At 42.9% G+C, this 20,133-nt stretch carries 18 protein-coding genes and 1 pseudogene; 13 read left to right on the forward strand and 6 right to left on the reverse strand.

What is annotated here, in order from left to right; translation table 11 throughout:
- Positions 1 to 14 precede the first annotated feature (14 nt).
- Genes pxpB through BAE31_RS14180 form a run of 3 tightly spaced genes read left to right on the forward strand, consistent with a single transcriptional unit; the run spans position 15 to position 2,558 of the window.
- Positions 15 to 761 (forward strand): 5-oxoprolinase subunit PxpB, encoded by a 747-nt coding sequence (pxpB, locus tag BAE31_RS14170; protein ID WP_075622361.1) that lies wholly within the window; start codon positions 15 to 17, stop codon positions 759 to 761.
- Positions 758 to 1,804 carry a 5-oxoprolinase subunit C family protein gene (locus BAE31_RS14175; protein ID WP_076840747.1) on the forward strand — a complete coding sequence of 349 codons (1,047 nt, stop codon included), beginning with the start codon at positions 758 to 760 and terminating at the stop codon, positions 1,802 to 1,804. Before pxpB ends, BAE31_RS14175 begins: the two co-directional genes overlap by 4 nt.
- Positions 1,788 to 2,558 (forward strand): IclR family transcriptional regulator, encoded by a 771-nt coding sequence (locus BAE31_RS14180; protein WP_076840748.1) that lies wholly within the window; start codon positions 1,788 to 1,790, stop codon positions 2,556 to 2,558. The genes BAE31_RS14175 and BAE31_RS14180 overlap by 17 nt, the downstream gene beginning before the upstream one ends.
- A 33-nt stretch (positions 2,559 to 2,591) precedes the next feature.
- Here BAE31_RS14180 and BAE31_RS14185 read toward each other — a convergent pair whose 3' ends face one another.
- Positions 2,592 to 3,227 (reverse strand): FMN-dependent NADH-azoreductase, encoded by a 636-nt coding sequence (locus BAE31_RS14185; protein ID WP_024425558.1) that lies wholly within the window; start codon positions 3,225 to 3,227, stop codon positions 2,592 to 2,594.
- Between the two features lie 406 nt (positions 3,228 to 3,633).
- Between BAE31_RS14185 and BAE31_RS14190 the strand changes: the two genes are divergently transcribed.
- From BAE31_RS14190 to BAE31_RS14200, 3 genes are all read left to right on the forward strand, one after another.
- On the forward strand, positions 3,634 to 4,266 hold the full coding sequence (locus BAE31_RS14190) for a GDSL-type esterase/lipase family protein (RefSeq protein ID WP_076840749.1): 633 nt from the start codon (positions 3,634 to 3,636) through the stop codon (positions 4,264 to 4,266).
- An 88-nt stretch (positions 4,267 to 4,354) separates the two neighbouring features.
- Complete coding sequence (locus BAE31_RS14195; RefSeq protein WP_076840750.1) at positions 4,355 to 5,437, forward strand: C45 family autoproteolytic acyltransferase/hydrolase; 1,083 nt, start codon at positions 4,355 to 4,357, stop codon at positions 5,435 to 5,437.
- 129 nt (positions 5,438 to 5,566) lie between these two features.
- On the forward strand, positions 5,567 to 7,654 hold the full coding sequence (locus BAE31_RS14200; protein WP_076840751.1) for a BglG family transcription antiterminator: 2,088 nt from the start codon (positions 5,567 to 5,569) through the stop codon (positions 7,652 to 7,654).
- Positions 7,655 to 7,670: 16 nt separating this feature from the next.
- Here BAE31_RS14200 and BAE31_RS14205 read toward each other — a convergent pair whose 3' ends face one another.
- The gene (locus BAE31_RS14205) at positions 7,671 to 8,309 is read right to left on the reverse strand and encodes a class I SAM-dependent methyltransferase (protein WP_226015161.1); all 639 of its coding nucleotides are present in this window, start codon (positions 8,307 to 8,309) and stop codon (positions 7,671 to 7,673) included.
- Positions 8,310 to 8,438: 129 nt separating this feature from the next.
- Between BAE31_RS14205 and BAE31_RS14210 the strand changes: the two genes are divergently transcribed.
- Positions 8,439 to 9,308 (forward strand): SDR family oxidoreductase, encoded by an 870-nt coding sequence (locus BAE31_RS14210; RefSeq protein ID WP_076840752.1) that lies wholly within the window; start codon positions 8,439 to 8,441, stop codon positions 9,306 to 9,308.
- Between the two features lie 294 nt (positions 9,309 to 9,602).
- Complete coding sequence (locus tag BAE31_RS14215; RefSeq protein ID WP_076840753.1) at positions 9,603 to 10,025, forward strand: pyridoxamine 5'-phosphate oxidase family protein; 423 nt, start codon at positions 9,603 to 9,605, stop codon at positions 10,023 to 10,025.
- Between the two features lie 619 nt (positions 10,026 to 10,644).
- Here the strand turns inward: BAE31_RS14215 and BAE31_RS14225 are convergent.
- The gene (locus tag BAE31_RS14225) at positions 10,645 to 10,827 is read right to left on the reverse strand and encodes a hypothetical protein (RefSeq protein WP_041106487.1); all 183 of its coding nucleotides are present in this window, start codon (positions 10,825 to 10,827) and stop codon (positions 10,645 to 10,647) included.
- A 13-nt stretch (positions 10,828 to 10,840) separates the two neighbouring features.
- Complete coding sequence (locus BAE31_RS14230; RefSeq protein ID WP_076840754.1) at positions 10,841 to 11,062, reverse strand: hypothetical protein; 222 nt, start codon at positions 11,060 to 11,062, stop codon at positions 10,841 to 10,843.
- 158 nt (positions 11,063 to 11,220) lie between these two features.
- Here BAE31_RS14230 and BAE31_RS14235 point away from each other — a divergent pair, with 158 nt between their 5' ends.
- Positions 11,221 to 13,470, forward strand: coding sequence for a hypothetical protein (locus BAE31_RS14235; protein ID WP_249895869.1), 2,250 nt, complete (start codon positions 11,221 to 11,223; stop codon positions 13,468 to 13,470).
- 75 nt (positions 13,471 to 13,545) lie between these two features.
- Here the strand turns inward: BAE31_RS14235 and BAE31_RS14240 are convergent, their stop codons facing one another.
- Together BAE31_RS14240 and BAE31_RS14245 are read right to left on the reverse strand one after the other, a co-directional pair.
- A complete protein-coding gene (locus BAE31_RS14240; protein WP_076840756.1) occupies positions 13,546 to 13,842 on the reverse strand; it encodes a DUF3817 domain-containing protein in 297 nt (98 codons plus the stop codon).
- 129 nt (positions 13,843 to 13,971) lie between these two features.
- Positions 13,972 to 14,646 (reverse strand): GntR family transcriptional regulator, encoded by a 675-nt coding sequence (locus BAE31_RS14245; protein ID WP_076840810.1) that lies wholly within the window; start codon positions 14,644 to 14,646, stop codon positions 13,972 to 13,974.
- 153 nt (positions 14,647 to 14,799) lie between these two features.
- Here BAE31_RS14245 and BAE31_RS14250 point away from each other — a divergent pair.
- The 4 genes and pseudogenes from BAE31_RS14250 (at position 14,800) to BAE31_RS14265 (ending at position 19,962) form a co-directional block, all read left to right on the forward strand.
- A pseudogene (locus tag BAE31_RS14250) lies at positions 14,800 to 15,627 on the forward strand (AraC family ligand binding domain-containing protein).
- Positions 15,617 to 16,549, forward strand: a complete 933-nt coding sequence (locus tag BAE31_RS14255; RefSeq protein ID WP_076840757.1) for a DMT family transporter — start codon at positions 15,617 to 15,619, stop codon at positions 16,547 to 16,549. Before BAE31_RS14250 ends, BAE31_RS14255 begins: the two are co-directional and overlap by 11 nt.
- 98 nt (positions 16,550 to 16,647) lie before the next feature.
- On the forward strand, positions 16,648 to 17,703 hold the full coding sequence (locus BAE31_RS14260; protein ID WP_076840758.1) for a tartrate dehydrogenase: 1,056 nt from the start codon (positions 16,648 to 16,650) through the stop codon (positions 17,701 to 17,703).
- Positions 17,704 to 17,775: 72 nt separating this feature from the next.
- Positions 17,776 to 19,962: a DNA topoisomerase III gene (locus BAE31_RS14265; RefSeq protein WP_041116726.1), complete on the forward strand. Its 2,187-nt coding sequence runs from the start codon at positions 17,776 to 17,778 to the stop codon at positions 19,960 to 19,962.
- Positions 19,963 to 20,133: the final 171 nt, after the last annotated feature.

Raw genomic sequence — 20,133 nt, forward strand, 5'->3', positions numbered from 1 at the left:
AGAGGTGTCCTCAAGTGGCTTTTTCAACGATAAAAGATTCTATCACCTACCACCCGCTGGGAGATGCAGCGATCGTCATCCAAGCTGGAGCTGACATACGTGAGGAGATTCATGCACGGGTTGAGCAGCTGTTTGCATGTATTGAACAGCACCCATTTGAAGGGTATGTAGAAGCAGTTCAAGCCTTTACAAACGTGACTGTTTTTTACGAGCCTTATACCGTTCATCAATCGGCCCAGCTTCAAACACATGACCTGTCTCCGTATGAATGGGTCAAAGGCTATATTGAACAACTTCTTGAAGACAAATGGCAAGATGAAGTTCAGGTGAAGCGACGCATCGTTGACATTCCAGTCTGTTACGGGGGAGCGCTGGGCCCTGATTTAGAAGAGGTTGCCCGTATCAATGGTTTAACGCCAGAGGAAGTCGTGCGTATTCACACTGCCGGTACGTACCTTGTCTATATGGTTGGATTTGCCCCAGGGTTTCCGTTTTTAGGCGGGCTGTCTGAAAAGATCGCAGCACCACGCAGAGAAACACCAAGGATGTCCATTCCAAAAGGCTCTGTTGGTATTGCAGGAAAGCAGACAGGCGTTTATCCAATTTCCACACCCGGGGGCTGGCAGCTCATTGGACAAACCCCGCTGCCGCTTTTTCGCCCAGACGAGGAAATTCCGAGTTTATTAAAAGCAGGGGACGAGGTCAGATTTGTCCAAATGTCTGAAAAGGAATTTTTCAGCATGAAGGAGGCAGAACGTTGAGTATTCATGTCATCAAGCCAGGGATCTACACAACCATTCAAGATAAAGGGCGGCAAGGCTATCAAAAGTATGGCGTCTTAACGAGCGGCGGCATGGACCCGCTCTCACTTAGAATCGCCAACATTCTCACTGGCAACCAAGAAAATGAAGCCGTGCTGGAAGTGACGTTGATGGGGCCGGGGCCTGTGCTCACATTTGAGAGGGATCAGCTCATCGCCGTCACTGGTGCTGATGTTGAGATTGATATTGATGGAGAGCGGGCACCATTATGGAAGCCGCTCTTTGTCCGATCAGGAAGCACGATCACCTTTGGTCTTTGTAAGAGAGGCTGCCGCGTTTATCTTGCTGTGGCAGGTGGATTTGATGTGGAACCAGTCATGCAGAGCAAAAGCACCTATGTCAGAGCAGGGATCGGTGGACTGAAAGGACGACCGCTTGAAAAAGGTGACGTTCTATCCATTGGAGAGCCGTCTATCGTAGCGGATCATTTGTTTGATAGGCTAAAAAATAAAGTGAATCAGGCGGGATATGGCGCACCCGATTGGACAGTGAGTCATGATCATTTTTTACCGCTGCGGAAATCACCAGTGATTCGTGTGCTGGCAGGCAGGCATCTTTCTCATTTTCAAGAAACATCTCAAACCGCGTTTTTTGAGCAGTCTTATCAGGTCACACCCCAATCAGATCGCATGGGCTGCCGGCTAAAGGGAGAGCCGGTTCATTTAAAAGAAAAGCTGGAATTGATCTCAGAAGCTGTCGCCTTTGGATCTATTCAAATTCCACCCGATGGCCAGCCGATTATTCTGCTGGCAGATCGGCAGACGACAGGCGGATACCCGCGTATTGGAGAAGTAGCGACTGTTGATTTGCCGCTTATTGCACAGGCGATGCCTGGGGCAAAGCTGTATTTTGAACAAATAGATCATCGGGATGCAGAGCAGGCGTTATTTAAGCAAGAAGCAGAACTGAGGGAGCTGGCCGCAAGAATCAAGCTGGAAGCATTCTCGTTTAGAAAAGGTGAAGAAGATGCAAAACACAAATAAAACGGTTGTGAAATCAATGGAGATTTTGCGGCTGTTTATCGCTCACGATCAATTAACATTAAATGAAATGATCGAGCTTTCCGGTATGCCGAAAACATCTGTCCATCGTATGGCGAGCTCTTTAGCCGATATGGGACTGTTAGAAAAGCAAGAAACAGGTGTGTATCGATTAGGATTAATGTTCCTTGAATACGGTCAGCTTGTGGCGGACCGCCTTGATATTCGAAGGATTGCAAGACCATTTATGGAAAGCTTACGGGATGAAGTAGGAGAAGCTGTACAGCTCATTGTTCGTGAGGGCGACGAAGCCATTTACGTGGAAAAGATTGAAGGTACGCAGCCTGTTCGTCTCTACACCGCCGTTGGCAGACGGTCTCCCCTATATGCGGGTGCCTGTGCGAGAAGTATTCTCTCCTTTTTGCCAGAGAGCGAGAGACTTGCCTATATTGACTCAATAGAGCTGGGGAAGATCGGGATTGGGACCATCACAGATAAAGAGGTTCTAAGAAACATGCTGGAAGAATCAAATGCGCGGGGATATACGCTAAGCTATTCTGAGCTTGAAAACTATACAGCTGCGATTGGAGCTCCTATTTTCAATCATCTGGGGGAAGTGGCAGCAGGTATTAGCATTGCAGGATTTGAAGCAGGCTATCAAAAAGAACGCTTACCTTACTTAATTCAACAGGTGAAAAAAGCCGCCAGTGATATTTCGAGAGAATTAGGTTTTTCTGAACAAATAAAAAGCCAATGACCGTAAAGATCATTGGCTTTTTGCGTGCAGTTATTAGAAAGTTTTTCCTAAAGCTTTCGCACGTTCGATTGCATCTGCTTTAATTTGCTCTGCTTTCGCAGGCTCAGCATTGTGACCTTCAACGATAAGACCTTCGAAAGAAGGAATTCCGAAGAAGTTAGCGATTGTACCAAGGTAACGGTGACCTGCTTCAAGTTCAGCAGCAGGACCTTCAGAGTAGTATCCGCCACGTGCTTGGATGTGAAGAGCTTTTTTGTCTGTTAATAATCCAACAGGACCTTGCTCAGTGTATTTGAATGTTTTACCAGCTACAGCAACAGAGTCGATGTATGCTTTAAGAACTGGTGGGAATGAGAAGTTCCAAAGTGGTGAAACAAATACATATTTGTCAGCAGAAACGAATTGATCACTTAATTCGTTTAGACGAGCAACTTTCGCTTGCTCTTCAGCTGAAAGTGTATCGAAACCAGCGCCAGATTGAAGTTTGCCCCAGCCAGCGAATACATCTGCATCAATGTGAGGGATGTTTTCTTTGTACAAATCGATATGTACAACCTCGTCACTTGGATTTGCTTCCTTATAAGATTCGATAAATGCCTTAGCAGTAGCCATACTGTAAGAAACTGTTTCATCATGCGGATGTGCAGTGATGTATAAAACTTTTGCCATGTTCATTCAATCCTTTCTGTTTCGGTTATTTTTTTAGCGTATCCCAAAGGTACACTGAATATGTGGCATCTTTAATCATATTGGAATGCTATGAAAAAGATGTAACAAGCACAGTTACATGAAAACTGATATTTTCATTGTAATCACAATGTAGTTTGAAGTCAAGGTATAAAGTCTCGAAATCAAGATAAAAAGTTTGTAAATTTTTCTGGAACGCGTAAACACGCAGTTTTCAGCGCAAAAAGCCTACTCTTATTGAACAAAAAATCGTTCGATACCGCAAGTAAAGAGTTTGTAAAGGCGCTGCATCTCAAAAAAAAATGAATGCCCCTAAGTCATCTGCTACAAGCATCTGTTCTTCGAATTCGTATATATAAGAGAAGGCAGGAGAGAGTGAGGGATAAGAGTGGGACGATCCTATGTTGCGATTGGAGATTCCTTAACAGTTGGGGTGGGGGCACGTTTATTTGGCGGAGGATTTGTTCAGCGGTTTTGGTGGATGCTTGAAAAAAAGACGCATGCACCGGTCGAGCTGTCCGTATTTGCAAAATCAGGGTTAACGACTGAGCAGATTTTACAGCTCTTCAAACGGTCAGAGGTGAGACGTGCGATTGCGGCAGCTGACATCATCACCATCACAGGCTGTGGGAATGACCTTGTTCAAGCTGTTCAGCAGTATGAAGAAGGTGAAGATGAAAAGAAACTGCTGCAAGCAGTCATACATTGTCAGGCGAATTTTAGCAAGATGATTCAAGAAATTGCTCAAATTAAAAGAGGACAGCATCAGCCCTACTACGTGTATTTCATGAATTTATATAACCCATTTCCAGAAATACCAATAGCCGGGCGGTGGCTTCAGCAATATAATCAACAGCTTCGTTTGCTTGCTGCGAATCCACATGTAGAAGTTGTGGATGTGTACCGGGCGTTTGAAGGACATGAAAGAGCCTACTTATCGATTGATCAATTTCACCCGAATCCTAAGGGGTATGAAGCGATGGCAGAAGCATTGTTTAAAGCATACTGTAAACAGCTGTAATCCGTGGGATTGCAGTTTTTTTCATCCTTTTCAATATATGACGGTTTCGATATGATAAAAGAAACGAAGGTGAAAGAGGTGTACAGGCATGGAGGAAATCAGTGCGTTTTTTCAAAAGATGACAGGAACGGCTTATGAAGTAGGAAAACAGCAGGCTGTCTGGCTTAAGGAGAACCCGTTGCTAAAGACACAATATATTCGAACAGAACCGGTAACACAACAGGCTGTGAAAGAAACGAAGCAGCTGATCCGTCCCTTTCTTCCTCAATTAGATGAAGAGATTGCTGGGTTATGTGATGAAATGCAATTAGATGAGCGTTATTTGACCATTTTCTATTCATCTCATCTTCAGCCAGGCTGTTCCCACTGTGTGAGGCAAGGGAATATGGCGGCAGGCCAACAAACGGTCATGCTGCGTAACTATGATTTCTCTCCGATTTTTGATGATATGCGTCTTGTGACGACACATGTGAAAGGCTCGGCATATCATACAGGCTCGTCGCTGCTGTTGTTTGGCAGATCTGATGGAATGAATGAGCATGGTCTTGCAGTGACTTTCTCTGCTTGCGGTCCGCCGGTTGGCAATGAACCCGGTTTAAAGCCTCCAGCAGTCGCCGGTTTGCAGGTGTATCATGTGATTCGCTCTGTTCTGGAATCCTGTTCAACGGTCGAGGAAGCCATTCGCTCTATCGAGGAAATGCCCGTTGCCTCAAATGTTCATATCATGCTTGCCGATCGAAAAGGAAAGGCGGCTGTGATTGAAATCATTGATGGTCAAAAAAGGGTGAGAAAACCGAAGAGAGGTTATATTGCTGCAACGAATCATCCGGTAGCTGCTCAAACAGCAAAAGGGATGACCAAACATCATTCTGTTGTCAGATACGATATGTTAATGGAAGCTTTAAAAGAGCAACGATCAAGTGATTCTCTTGTGAAACTGTTCCAGACAGAATATCCTGATGGTCTGACTGTGCACAATTATGATGAGCTGTTTGGAACGATGCGAACCGTCATGTTCCGTCCAGAAGAAGGCACAATCGATTATTGCTTTGGCTCTCCAGTATACAATCCGACTTATTCTTTAAAAGCCGGGGGTTCACTGCCTTTTCAAGAACGAAAGGTTCAATTTCATCAAAAGGATTATGGACCTTCATTTTGGAGAAGTGTCTGATGATCCCTTGTTTATATTTTGTCACAGCCGCTGTGCCAAATTCAGATCAACTTAAGATTGCATCGCTCATTGAAAGCGTTTTATATTAAGGTGTGACAATAGACCTATTTATACAGAAGGAGGCATTTCATGTACATAACGGCACGAGAACAGAAAGTCATTAAATACATCATTCAGCAAAATCGTTATGTCACCATTCGTGAGATAGCCGATTCTGTTCAGGTGAGTACTAGAACGATCCATAGAGAACTAAAATCCATTAAACCAATATTAAAAGATTATCATCTTTCATTAGATAAACAGCCGGGGAAAGGTTTGAAGGCAGTCGGCGAACAGGAGGATAAACAGCGGCTTCTTGCTCATATGTCAAATGAGGATCAAATCGAATATAGTTCAGATGAACGAAAACTCTTAATCCTATGTGCGCTACTTGAAGCGAAGGAACCGGTGAAATTATACACACTCGCAGCTGACTTGCAGGTAACAAATGCGACGATCAGCTATGATTTAGATGAACTGACGGAGTGGATTGCTCCATACGGTTTGCAGCTTATCCGCAAGCGCGGGTACGGCATTGAATTAAAAGGGCCGGAGGAAGCAAAACGGAAAATTGTCGGCAATCTCATTGTTGACCGGCTCGACATTCAATTATTTTTAGAAACGATTGAAATGAATATCAAACATCGAACGAAAGCGACGGAAAAGGTGTTTGGCGTTGTCAGCAGAGGGCAGCTGCTTAAGGTAGAAAGGCTGCTCTTTCATTTGAAAGATCGACTGTCACTCTCCTTATCTGATAGTGCCTATATTGCACTTGTTGTTCACTTAACCTATGCTATCGAACGTATTCAGCTTGGGGAAACCATTCGAATGGAAGAGGAAGAGCTGCTGGAATTAAAGCGGACGAAGGAATTTGAATCATCACTTCGAATGGCAAGAGCACTTGAACGCATGTTTAATGTGGAAATTCCTGAAGCGGAGGTCGGTTATATGACCATCCATCTACGCAGTGCAAATCGCAGCTTTGGGGCAGAATACCGTATTGATGAAATTGAGCTGGATATAGCGCTGAGAACGAAAAAGCTCATTGATTTTATTTCAAATAAAACCGGCTATCATCTCAATGAAAATGATTCATTGTATGAGGGGCTCGTGTCTCATCTTGAGCCTGCCATGAACCGTCTAAAGGAAAAGATGAGAATCTATAATCCGCTCACACAACAAATAAAAAAAGACTACTTTTTGCTGTTTATGGCGATTGAAGAAGGAGTCGAGCGTTTCTTTCCAGAGATTGAATTTCCAGAGGATGAAATTGCCTTTCTTGTGCTTCACTTTGGCTCAGTGCTTGAAATCAAAAAAGAAGAAACAAAAATTCATGCGCTGGTTGTTTGCTCAAGCGGGATTGGTTCATCTAAAATGCTCGCCTCCCGGTTGAAAAAAGAACTGCCGGAGATCGCCAAATTCGATCTATCCTCCTTGATGGAGCTAAAGGAAATCGATGCATCGAGCTATGACATGATTGTCTCGACCGTTCCGATTCCATATGAGCATATCGATTACATTATGGTCAGCCCCCTTTTAAACGAGGATGATGCCATGCGTGTGAAGGCTCATATTAAACGGAAGATTCCTTATATCATCGAGAAAAAAAGAACAAAAGAATCTCCTAAAGAATTGGTGCAAGAAACTGTTGATATGATGGCGGTTGCAGAGCAGGTGACGAATTATATGTTTGTGATTCGCAGCATCTTGTCCCATTTTACCATCGAAAAAAGAAAGACGATGCCGCAGCATGATGACACCATCAGGCAACTGCTTCGTCAGCTTGAAGAGGAAGGGTTTATCATACATGCGGATGATGTAGCGGGCGGCCTTTTGGAACGTGAACAGCAAGGCGGCTTAGGCATACCTGGCACTAAATTTGCTCTTTATCATTTAAAACATACATTCATCAAGGAACCAATCTTTCATATTTACGATCTTGATCAGGCATACGAGGTTAAAAGCATGGATGGCGGGCAGCAGCAGATGTCACGAATGCTCATGATGCTTGCACCGCAAAAGCTGGGCAAGGAAGGATCAGAAATGTTTAGCCTGATCAGTTCATCCATCATTGAAAGTGAAGAAAGCATGGCGCTTTATGGACAAGGAACAAAGGAAGACATTGAACAGAAATTACATCAGCTTTTCTATCAATTTGTCAAAGAGGCAAAGTGGTAAGAAAAAGGCCGAGAGCTTAGTCGCTTCTCGGCTTTTTTGCTGTGACACAGACAGCAAGGGTGGGGCGAATTTCTTCATACTCAATAGAAAATTCGTCAAACCCTGCAAACTGCAAGTCATTTAATATGTTTTCACCCATCTCTTTTGTCCGATTGGTATCAGCTCCTTTTTCTCTTGGTTGCATCACAATAACGAGTGTTCCGCCTGGTTTCAAGGTGTGATAAAGATTGAGTAAGCCCGTTTTTGGATCATCCCAAATCGTAAAATTGTTAACAGACAGCACTTTGTCATACTGCTCTCCGGGAAGACGTGTTTTCTCGATTTTGCCGACATACAGACGAACCTGTTTGTCTTTTGCCCGTTTGCTGACGCGGGACTGTGCTTGCTCTTGCATGGTGGAAGAAGCATCAAGCCCATCAATGTGAAGATCTTGATAATGCTTGAGCATATGTTTGATACTGTAGCCGGGTCCATAGCCAATTTCCAGAATGTTTTCACCATCTGTCAAATCTAAGTGGCGGATGGCCCACTGATTCAATGCTTTATTTTCATTTGCCATAATGAGCCCAGCAATACTTCCGAGCCAGCCTTTTGGTCTGCTAAAGGTTTTCGAAATAGTAGACAGCATGTGAGAACGCTCCTTTTTGATGATCATGTAACCGATTTTCCTCCTCTTCAAACATGCTGATTTTCGGGAACACATCAGTACAGCTTCATGATGTTTGAGTGAAAAAATGAGGTGGTAATGAAAGGATACATCAACAAATCAAGGAGGAGCTTACACATGGATTTACGTAAATATTTAACAAATGGCATTCCGCGCCAAACGCAGGATCAGCAGCCAGGCAGTGAAAGAGAAATGAATCCAGCACCGATCTTTGAGGATGAATCATATCAAGGTTCTGGCAAGCTAAAAGGAAAAGTGGCCCTGATTACAGGCGGAGATAGTGGAATTGGACGGGCAGTATCTGTTGCCTATGCAAAGGAAGGTGCACATGTCGCCATTGTATATTTAAATGAACATGAGGATGCAGAGGATACGCAAAAATGTGTAGAACAGGAAGGCGTCAAATGCTTAACGATTGCAGGAGATGTCGGTGACGAAGCCTTTTGTGAGAAAGCAGTAGAAAAAACAGTTGAAGCCTTTGGTCAATTAGACATTTTAGTAAATAATGCGGCTGAACAGCATCCGCAAGAACGTATTCAAGATATTTCGAGTGAACAGCTTCATCAAACCTTTAGAACCAACTTCTATTCCTATTTCTATTTTACGAAAAAGGCTCTGGATTATTTAAAACCGGGAAGCTCCATCATTAATACAACATCCATTAACCCATATCTGGGTAACCCAGTGCTGATTGATTATACGGCGACAAAAGGAGCCATTAACGGCTTTACGCGTTCTATGGCACAATCGCTTGTGAAAGATGGGATTCGGGTGAACGGTGTAGCGCCAGGTCCAATTTGGACGCCGCTCATTCCATCTACATTTGATGAAGACAGTGTGGAAAGCTTCGGAGCAGAAACTCCGATGGGAAGACCAGGACAGCCTGTTGAGCATGTCGGCTGCTTTGTCCTGCTGGCTTCTGACGAATCGTCTTATATGACAGGACAAACACTTCATGTCAATGGCGGTTCCTTTATGAATACATGATCTACCGCGGCACCGCCCAGCTTTGATTGGGCGGTGTTTTTAGTATTTCTTGCGATTCTTCTGCACAGATATGACAGACCATACGATAATGCCTACAACAACTGCCGCAATGACAAGTGAACTCAAATGGAACATCGTTTCATGATGCATGTTCAATTTCTCCCTTCATTGAACCTGTTTTCTATAGCATCAGCCAGAAGGTCTCTTTTTATGAAAAACACATTTCTTTGTTTAATGAATGGGCTGTCGTGGAAACCTAAGCATACGGATGAAATTTTGAAGGAGTGAAACGATATGTCTCAAGAAGAATTAAAACAAAAGGTATTAAACCTGTTAGATGAACAAAAGGTGGGAACACTAGCGACTGTTGAACAGGATAAGCCGCATACCCGCTATATGACTTTTTTTCATGAAGGTTTGACGTTATATACACCAACGAGTAAAGAAACACATAAAGCAGAAGAAATTGAAAAAAATCCGAAAGTTCATATTCTCATTGGATATTCAGGCGAAGGATTCGGTGATACGTATGCAGAGATTGCAGGCACCGCAACATTAACCGACGATCCGGAACTGATTGACCGTCTTTGGTCTGATGAGATGGAGAAATGGTTTAAAGGAAAAGAGGATCCGAATCTAGTGATTCTGAAGATTGAGCCAACCTCCATTCGTTATATGAATGAAGGAAGCCGTACTCCAGCAGAATTATCACTTTAACACTTGCGTAAGCAGGGGGAATGTGTTATAGTTTTATATTAGTGTTGAAATAAGCAAATAAATAAAGAAAGTAAACTTTCTTTTTTCTATGACATAATGAGAAGCAATAGAGCTTCTACTTGATAAGAACGAGACGCTGTCAAAGCGAACAAACTTATTCTTTTCCTTCTGCACCCGCCCCCCTATAAAAGCGGAAGAATGGAAAAAAGACGTTTTGATTTACAATTCACACTGGCACGGCTTCGGAGCCGTAAGGACGAATGAGAGGTAGGGCTTTCGTTGTCTTGTTATCCAGAACTTCCATGGCGTTTACTTTCAAACGTAGGTTCACTCGGAACACATATGACACACTGATATGATCGAATCTTAATTCATACACTCCGTAACGGAGATTAAACATTGATTATTTATTTGCATGAAAAGAGTAAGGAACAGGCTGCCATCTATTTGGCAGCCTTTTTCATTAGGGCAAACAATAGGAACCCGAAACCAATAAGCCCAAGAAAAGGGAAGATGAAGATACAAACCAATCGCATAGCGTCCGCCCCAAAAGGGTTTGACATTAACAGCAGACCGATAAATGCACAAATAATCAGAGTGAATAAAGCGAGCTTCATGATCATTTACTTCGTCCTTTCTTCTGATACTGCCAAATCCGCTCAATAAAAAAGAACATGACCGCAAACAAAATAGAAAACATGAACATGTCCAGCATTGTCACGCCTCTATTTGGGTGCACAAGACCAAACCAAACGAATTGCAGCACAAAAGAGATCGCAAAATATAGAATCAATTTTTTCATCATTGTCCTCTTTTCACTTCTTTTTTTGACCCTTAAGCCACATCAGCCAAATGATGAAGGAACCAATCACACATGAGAGCAAAGTGACAGGCGGCAAGGTGTGCCAGCTAGTCAGCAGCCCCTTTACAAAACACATATAAAAAAAGAAAATGGAAATGGATACGAGTACCCATTGCTTGAACCAGCGAGGGACACGCAGCCAAGCTGCTAGAATGATTGATGATAGCTTATCCAATGAGATAACTCCTTTTTTGAATCTGATTGGATTTTATCGTAAACAACAAAGTTTGTAAAATATGGATTTTAGAGGCTTTGATGGTATTCTTCTAGCATGAAACATTTTCGCTGTACTGACGTATAAGTGAAAGGAACCTCATGAAAGGAAGCGATCAAGTGAAAAGAGTACCAGTCATCTTCCTCAGATATATTGTCTTCTTTATTCCAGCAATCATTCTCAGTGTCTTGGTGTGGAACCATTACCAAGATGATTTATCAGATGGGAAAGTAACAGAGTATGACGTCAAAGGAATGTTTACTTTTGATGAAGGAAAACGAGTGGTGAGTGCTGTATCAAAAGACCAGCAGCTCCATTTTGCAATGTATGATCCTCAATCAGGAAAAAGAATCAGTGAATGGACCACAGAAAGTGATACGTTTCATGAAATGCTGCCATCCATTCAAGGAAACAATCTCTTACTGGCTTTAAAAAATAAAGACGGAAAGCTGTTGATCGAGAAACTAACACCAAGCGGAAAAAAGAAAGAGCTCGTTCAAAATAACCTGCAGATTCCCTCATTTTTAAAAACGAATACATACCAATGGAATGGACGGCTCGTATTTACAGGAGAAATGGAAGGCGCTGCTGCGGTCATCGGTGAGTTGAAGAATGGTCAGTTTCATGTGCACAATCTGAACGACCTAAAGCTGCCAGCAAGACCCGTTTCCATCGATGTCGTCATGAATTCTTTTAGAGGGCAGACGCCAATTCCTATATTTGAAGTAACTTTGAAAAATGATCAGAAGGCGTATGTCAGCGGAATCTCAAACGAGAAGCATCAGCTTGGGGTTTATGTCTCCAAAAACGCTGAACCGTTTAGCCTTGTAGAAGATACAGTTGAGCAGCGGCTGCAAAAAACGATTGGATCATCACAAAACTTTGCTGTCGCCGTGGAATCGGAATATCCAAAAAGGGCAAGGAAAGTGAATGCAGAGGGAAGGCTTGAAGAAGTCGTTCCAACACCAAAGCCAATTTACCAAACGAATGTGTACCAGCTTAATGAAGAAGAAGTTCTTCTGGCAGGCTCGACAGCAAAGGACGAAGCAAAAGGCAAACTGACTGGTTATATTTATAATCATCGCACGAATAAGGCGACGTCTGCCAGCAAGCTTTTGCAGTCGTTTTCATATGAATCTTTACAAAAAGAAGGGCTCTCTTTCAATAAAAATGTGAAGAGCGACTGGCTCTATTATTCATTTGACAATCAATTAACGGGTGCATTTGAGACGAAAAGCAAAGAGCTAAAGGAATTTCCTTTGCAAAAGGTCATCTCAATTGAAAACGCCAGTCCAGCCCACCAAACGTCTGTTGATACCTTTACGCAATATGTAATGAAGGGCGGACCGCTCATTCTTAACTGGGCGATATGGATCTTGATCCCGCTATTATTATTTGTGCTAGCGATCTTCCTCCCGCCGATTTTGAGACTGGTGAGGAGAAACAAGATAAAGGACAGTGTCATATTAGAAGCCAATATTGTGTCTGTTAAAGAAACGGGCACCTACATTAACGAACAGCCAGTTGTCAGCATGCGGCTTCAATTTGAATATGAAGGGCAGCGCATAGAAAAGACGGTTAAAACGGTTGTATCCTACACCCAGATACCGCAGCCGGGACAGCGTATTGTCATTCACTATGATCCGAAGAAGAAAAAGGCAATGCTCTTAAAAGAAGGTGACTTCTCGCAGCCAAGTCAGCCAAAGTTCATCAAAGGCGCTGTTTTAAGAAATATAGAATCATATGGAACCGTAGGACGAGGCACTGTCTTATCACTCACATTTGAATTGGATCAGAAAACGTATATCATTCCAATGATTCAAGCCGCTGGTTTTGAATTTACAACAGGAGAAAAAGCCAATCTCGTCGACATCAACGGCCAGCTCAAAATGGCAGCCTATGGCCATGAAGTGCGGAATCGATCGGGTAAAGATGTGACGTTAACAGGAACGATCCAGCGTGTGAAGCAATATCCAATGGCCATCCATGAACAAAAGCCTATTCAGCTTGATGTGACGGTTTCAAACGGAGATGAGTCCATCACAAAAACGGTTAGCCAGTTTATCCCTGATCATATGCAGGTCGCAGCGGGCACTCAAATCACGATCCAGACAAAGAAAGAAGAGCTGGATAGAGAAATGGGTCTCATGCAAGAGAAACAAGGAAGTGCAAAAGTGACCAATGTTGAATTTGCGGGCGTCATCGGCAATCTGCCGTTAGCGATCATTCAGGTTGAGAGAAATGGCATGATGTATGAAGTGAAACAGCCAATCGATCCAATCACTAGCGTCTTGCCTGGTGATGAATTATGGGTGGCGTATCACGACATGACGCGTCGAGCAGCCATTGTGAAATATGCATCAATATAAAAAAGCGTTCCTTTATCAGGACGCTTCAGCGTGAAGACTAAGGGCTAAAACGAATGTCGTTTTAGCCCTTTTTGATTAAGCTTTTGTATCATATTGGCGGAGCACCTTATCGTAGGCGAAGTTACCGAAAGGAATGAAAGCCGCAAAAAAACCAGCGATGGACCATTTCAAATGCCAGCGAACTTTAAAAGTCACATATGCCAAAATGAGCATATAGATGACAAACAATGCGCCATGAAGAGAGCCTACAATAGTGACTGCCATCGGAATATCCGCAAAATATTTTAGAGGCATGGCAATTAAAAGAAGGGTTAAAAGAGACATACCCTCAATAAAACCCGCCTGTCGAAGACGGCTAACACTTGTATGCATATACAAATCCTCCTGTATAAAAGCTAGTTTCTCATCTTCTAATATAAACGAAAGATCGTCTGGACATGCTGAAATCTACGAAAAATTCAAAATATGTTCATGGAATGCTTAAAAAATGGGAAAAGTCCTTTACTCTTTGTTTGTTTTAGAGAGTACTTGCTTTAAGTGCATAGCATCATGTAATAAATGCTCTGTCATTGCTTGAACCGCTTCTCTGGAGCGGCGCTCTTTTATTTCAGAATAGATGGCTGTATGCTCTCTTTGAATGGTTTCAGCACGAGCCCCGCCGCTAAAATGGAAGATGCGGCAATAGTGAATGAGTGCATTCACGTGATTTAATTGTTTGGATAAGCGGTCATTGTGACTCGCCAAAATGATTTTTTGGTGAAAGGCTTCATGTAACTGGACGATCTCTTTAGATGGCAGCTGCTGCTTGATCGCTTCGTCCGCCTGCGTGAGAACCTGCTCAATTTCATCCATTTCTCTTTGCGAGGCTTCCTTACAGGCAAGCTCAACAGCAAGTGTTTCTAAGGCCGCCCGAATTTGATAAAGCTCCTCGACATCTTTTTCTGTTAATGTATAGACGGAATAGCCTGAGCGATGATCCGCGATTAAAAGCTCGTCTTTTTCTAACAGCCTCATCGCCTCTCTTACCGGTGATCGGCTTACGCCAAATTGCTTGGCAAGCTGTGTTTCATTGATGCGCTCTCCTGGCTGAAACTGGCCATCAAATATCATTTGCTTCAGCTGTTCATAAAATTGCATGTGATACGGTGCTGGTTTTTCCAACTCGAATGAATTCATACCATCGTTCCCTCTTTTATACATCATCTTTTGTCTCATGTTATCCAAGTTCTTCCCTCTAGGCAAGCCTGCATCGAAAAGTCAATATCGTACAATCCAAGAGAAAAAGGGTGTGCTACACTAATGATCAGTTCAGTGAAAAGAGGGATCGACATGAACACACAAGAGGAACGAACTGTACATTTTGATCAGGACTTACAAATAGAGGCGTATCGCTTTCATGGCATCATGCAAAAGTTCCCGAATCATTTTCATACATATTATGTGATTGGATTTATTGAAGACGGTCAAAGACGTTTGATCTGCCAAAATCAAGAATACATCATTGAAAAGGGTGATATCCTTCTTTTCAATCCGTATGATAATCACGCATGTGAACAAATTGATCACAGGACACTCGATTATCGCTGTTTAAATATTGAAGCAGAGGTGCTGGAAAAAATCTTTCAGCACAAGCCGCATTTTAAAGCCCCTGTGTTTTCACAAAGTGAACGAACAAAGCCGTTATATGATTTACATCAAATGATCACAGAAGAAGCGCCTGCTTTGAATAAACAGGAAACCTTCTATTTCTTTATGAAACAATTGATTGAAGCCTATGCTGATACCCTAGGGGGAAAAGTATCAGCCGCACATGCCAACGAACAAAAAGTCCAAGACGTACAGCAATATATCGAAACACACCTCACGGAAAATATCTCGTTAGATGACTTAGGTGAGCTTGTGTCTATGAACAAATATTCATTGCTGCGTGCTTTTACAAAGTTCAGAGGCATCACGCCGTACCGTTATTTACAGACAGTCAGGGTGAACTATGCGAAGGAGCTTCTCGCCCAGTGAGTGAAGCCTGTAGATGCGGCTGCCTCCGCTGGATTTTCTGATCAAAGTCATTTGAGTCATTTCTTTTCAGAATTTATTGGACTCACGCCAGGGCAGTATCAGCAAATTTTTGTAAAGCAGGTAACTGCTGATGAAAAATAAACAGCTGCTTGGTCATTTGGCGGCCATGTTCACCATTTTTTTATGGGGATCTACCTTTATCTCTACCAAAATATTATTAACGGCTTTTTCTCCAACAGAGATTTTATTTTTCCGTTTTTTTATAGGGTACTTGGCTCTGATGATCATCTATCCAGTCACCATGAAGGTGCGAAGTAAAAAGCATGAAGGGATGTTTGCGCTGGCAGGTTTATGCGGTGTGGTCTTATATTACTTTTTAGAAAATGTCGCACTTACTTATACGTTCGCTTCGAATGCAGGTGTCATCAGCTCCGTTGTCCCATTCTTCTCTTTTTTATTGGCTTATTTTTTATTAAAAGATGAGCCGCTGCACAGCCGGTTTTTCATAGGCTTTTTCATCGCGATGACGGGAATCGTGCTGATTAGCATGAATGGAATGACCACGTTTCAATTGAATCCACTCGGTGATGCGTTAGCATTAACGGCCACCATCGTTTGGGCATTCTATTCCATTTTATCGAAGATGATCAACCAATATGGCTACCATATCATTCAGGTAACAAGGCGTGTTTTCTTTTACGGACTGCTATGGATGATTCCACTGATCTGGCATTTTAAAATTCGTTTAGACTGGGAACGATTGACGAATCCATCGTTTGCCTTCCACTTGCTGTTTCTAGGCTTTTTCGCATCTGCCATTTGTTTTCTGACATGGAGTTTTTCCGTGAAAACGCTCGGTGTGGTGAAATCGAGTGTGTATATTTATGGAGTGCCCCTTATTACGATGGTTATTTCAATGATCGTTCTTCATGAGAGATTGACCTTTATGTCTGCGCTTGGAACGGCACTGACCTTAGGAGGTTTGCTGCTTTCAGATAAAAAAAGTACGGGAAGAAAGAAACAGAAGCCCCGTGTGCTGATGCAGGATAAAAAGGCGCTTTGATCAAAAAAGCGTCTTTTGTCCATTGTAAGAACAGACACTCTCTAGTAAACTCGAATTAAATGGTCGACGGTCGACCGATAACGAAGGGGGAAAAATCAATGAAGCATGTTTCAATTGCAGCAATACCAGGAGACGGGGTTGGAAAGGAAGTTGTACCTGAAGCCATCCGAGTTTTGAAAGCGATATCAGATGTGCATGGCGGTCTGTCTTTCACCTTTCAGGATTTTCCGTGGAGCTGTGAATATTATTTAGAGCATGGCGAAATGATGCCAAAGGATGGATTGGAACAACTGAAAGCCTTTGACAGCATTTTCTTAGGGGCAGTCGGAGATGCCAATTTAGTGCCGGATCATGTATCGCTTTGGGGATTGCTGATTAAAATTAGACGTGAATTTGAGCAGGTGATTAACGTTAGACCTGCAAAACAGCTGAGCGGTATTCGCTCCCCGCTTGCTCGGCCAAAGGATTTCGATCTTCTTGTTGTAAGAGAAAACGGTGAAGGTGAATATAGTGAAATCGGAGGCCGCATCTATCAAGGGGAAGATCAGCTTGCCATTCAAAATGCTGTTTTCTCAAGAAAAGGGACAGAGCGAGCCATGCGCTTTGCTTTTCAATTAGCAGAAAAAAGACGAAAGCATGTGACAAGTGCAACCAAATCGAATGGAATCGTTCATACAATGCCATTTTGGGATGAAGTGTTTCAAGACGTAGCAAAGGATTATCCAGAGGTGACAGCAGACTCGCAGCACATTGATGCGCTCTCAGCCTTCTTTGTGACAAGACCAGAGAAATTTGATGTGATTGTTGCCAGCAATTTATTTGGCGATATTTTAACTGATCTTGGGGCTGCAATTATGGGAAGTATTGGCGTGGCGCCTGCCGCCAACATCAATGTGAATGGCAAATATCCATCCATGTTTGAGCCTGTACACGGATCAGCCCCAGACATTGCAGGAAAAGGAATCGCCAACCCAATCGGTCAAATTTGGACCGCTAAACTCATGCTTGATCATTTCGGTGAGGAAGAACTGGGTACACACCTGCTCGAAATCATCGAGTCAGTCACAGCAGACGGCTTTTTAACGGCAGACATCGGCGGGGCTTATCAAACACAAGAAATCACAAACGAAATCATCACGCGCTTGAAGAAATAATCCGTCATTAGAACCACATCTCCACGTCTGCTATAATAAAAGGATGGATAGAAGAAAGAGATGTGAAATCTAGTGTCAAAAACAGTTGTATTAGCAGAGAAACCTTCAGTAGGACGTGACTTAGCACGTGTACTGAAGTGTCATAAAAAAGGAAATGGTTTTTTAGAAGGAGATCAATACATTGTAACGTGGGCCCTTGGCCATTTAGTCACACTGGCTGATCCAGAAGGCTACGGAAAAGAATTTCAATCCTGGCGTTTAGAGGATTTGCCGATCATTCCAGAGCCGCTCAAGCTTGTCGTCATGAAAAAGACAGGCAAACAATTTCAAGCAGTAAAAGCACAGCTTGCAAGAAAAGATGTAAAAGACATTGTCATCGCAACAGATGCTGGACGTGAAGGGGAGCTTGTCGCAAGATGGATTCTTGAAAAAGCGCATGTGAAAAAGCCGCTAAAACGACTATGGATCTCATCTGTTACGGACAAAGCCATTCAAGAAGGCTTCAAACGACTAAAAGACGGCAGAGAATATGATAACCTGTATCGCTCAGCGGTTGCACGTGCTGAGGCAGACTGGATTGTAGGGATCAACGCAACAAGGGCGCTGACGACCAAGTTCAATGCGCAGCTTTCCTGCGGACGGGTACAAACACCAACGATTGCCATGATCGCCAAACGAGAAGAAGACATTCAGCAGTTCCAGCCGAAGCCGTTTTATGGAATGACTGCACAAGTAGATGGACTTACCTTGACGTGGCAGGATGCCAAAACAAAGCAAAACCGCACATTCCAAGAGAATGTTATAAAAGAGCGTTTGGCAGGCTGCAAAGGAAAACCAGCAGTGATCGATGCATTGAAAAAAACAGCGAAAAAAGCTTTTGCTCCAGGGCTGTACGACCTGACTGAATTGCAGCGTGATGCGCATAAACGCTACGGATTCTCAGCAAAAGAAACATTATCTACGCTTCAGCGGTTGTATGAGCAGCATAAGCTTGTGACATATCCGCGGACAGATTCACGATTTATTTCAGCGGATATCGTTCCTACATTAAAAGATCGATTAAAAGGAATGAATGTCAGACCGTACGCTCAGCATGTGAACCGCATTTTACAATCAGGCGTGAAAGCGCACAAAGGTTTCGTCAACGATGCAAAAGTGTCAGATCACCATGCGATCATTCCAACCGAGGAAGAGCTGTATCCTGGTGCATTAAGTGATAAAGAGCGTAAATTATATGATCTGATTGCCAAACGATTCCTTGCTGTACTTATGAATCCTTTTGAATACGAGGAAACAACGGTGATCGCCAAAATAGGCAGTGAAACATTCACAGCAAAAGGAAAAACCGTGCAATCAGCAGGCTGGAAAGCCGTGTACGATGAATCCTATGAAGACGAGGAATCAGCCGAAGCAGATCAGCATCTGCCTGTACTTTCCGAAGGGCAATCACTTGAAGTGCGCCAGCTGAAAGAAACAAAAGGAGAAACGAAACCTCCTGCTCGTTTTAATGAAGCAACCCTGCTATCTGCTATGGAGAACCCAGCGGCATTTATGCAGAATCAGGAAAAGGATTTAGTGAAAACCCTTGGTGAAACAGGCGGACTAGGGACAGTGGCCACAAGAGCCGATATCATTGAAAAACTGTTTAACAGCTTCTTAATTGAGAAAAAGGGCAAAGATATTTTCATCACATCGAAAGGGAAGCAGCTGCTCTCCTTAGTGCCTGAAGACTTAAAGTCTCCTGCGTTAACAGCGGAATGGGAACAAAAGCTTTCTAAAATCGCAAAAGGACAGCTGAAGGCTTCTCAATTCATGAGTGAAATGAAGTCCTATGCAAAACAAGCCGTATCTGAAATCAAACAGACGAACCAAACCTTTAAGCATGACAATGTCACTGGCACCCATTGTCCGGACTGCGGAAAACTGATGCTGAAAGTGAACGGAAAACATGGCACAATGCTCGTGTGCCAAGACCGAGAATGCGGCCACCGTAAAAATGTGGCGAAGAAAACAAACGCACGCTGCCCGAACTGTCATAAAAAGCTCGAGTTGCGCGGAGAAGGCGATGGCAAAATCTTTGCTTGTGTGTGCGGACATAGAGAAAAACTGTCTGTTTTCGAAAAACGCAAATCACAATCCAATCAAAAGAAAGCCAGTAAGCACGATGTGTCTAAATATATGAAGAAACAAAAGAAAGTGGAAGAACCAATCAATAACGCACTGGCTGAGCAATTAAAGAAATTAAAATTAGATCAATAGTAGTATAAAAACCCATGCGGAAACGCATGGGTTTTCCAATGTAATCAAGCATATCGACATATTGTTTTTCTGAAAATGGGAATGTCTATGCGAAAAGACTCGTAACTTGGTATAAAATATTTATTTAAATTTAAACAGAAACAATCTATAATAAATCGTTGGAATGCTAAG

The organism is Bacillus sp. I-2, from assembly GCF_001974945.1.
In the GTDB taxonomy this organism is placed as follows: Bacteria; Bacillota; Bacilli; order Bacillales; family Bacillaceae; genus Bacillus; species Bacillus safensis.

Excerpts from the sequence above, each read along its gene's own strand:
- BAE31_RS14225 (WP_041106487.1), bottom strand. The coding sequence starts at position 10,827 with ATGAAAAAATTGATTCTATATTTTGCGATCTCTTTTGTGCTGCAATTC.
- BAE31_RS14245 (WP_076840810.1), bottom strand. The coding sequence starts at position 14,646 with ATGAATTCATTCGAGTTGGAAAAACCAGCACCGTATCACATGCAATTT.
- BAE31_RS14255 (WP_076840757.1), top strand. The coding sequence starts at position 15,617 with ATGAAAAATAAACAGCTGCTTGGTCATTTGGCGGCCATGTTCACCATT.
- BAE31_RS14260 (WP_076840758.1), top strand. The coding sequence starts at position 16,648 with ATGAAGCATGTTTCAATTGCAGCAATACCAGGAGACGGGGTTGGAAAG.
- BAE31_RS14180 (WP_076840748.1), top strand. The coding sequence starts at position 1,788 with ATGCAAAACACAAATAAAACGGTTGTGAAATCAATGGAGATTTTGCGG.
- BAE31_RS14185 (WP_024425558.1), bottom strand. The coding sequence starts at position 3,227 with ATGGCAAAAGTTTTATACATCACTGCACATCCGCATGATGAAACAGTT.
- BAE31_RS14200 (WP_076840751.1), top strand. The coding sequence starts at position 5,567 with ATGTACATAACGGCACGAGAACAGAAAGTCATTAAATACATCATTCAG.
- BAE31_RS14210 (WP_076840752.1), top strand. The coding sequence starts at position 8,439 with ATGGATTTACGTAAATATTTAACAAATGGCATTCCGCGCCAAACGCAG.
- BAE31_RS14195 (WP_076840750.1), top strand. The coding sequence starts at position 4,355 with ATGGAGGAAATCAGTGCGTTTTTTCAAAAGATGACAGGAACGGCTTAT.
- BAE31_RS14215 (WP_076840753.1), top strand. The coding sequence starts at position 9,603 with ATGTCTCAAGAAGAATTAAAACAAAAGGTATTAAACCTGTTAGATGAA.
- BAE31_RS14240 (WP_076840756.1), bottom strand. The coding sequence starts at position 13,842 with ATGCATACAAGTGTTAGCCGTCTTCGACAGGCGGGTTTTATTGAGGGT.
- BAE31_RS14205 (WP_226015161.1), bottom strand. The coding sequence starts at position 8,309 with ATGATCATCAAAAAGGAGCGTTCTCACATGCTGTCTACTATTTCGAAA.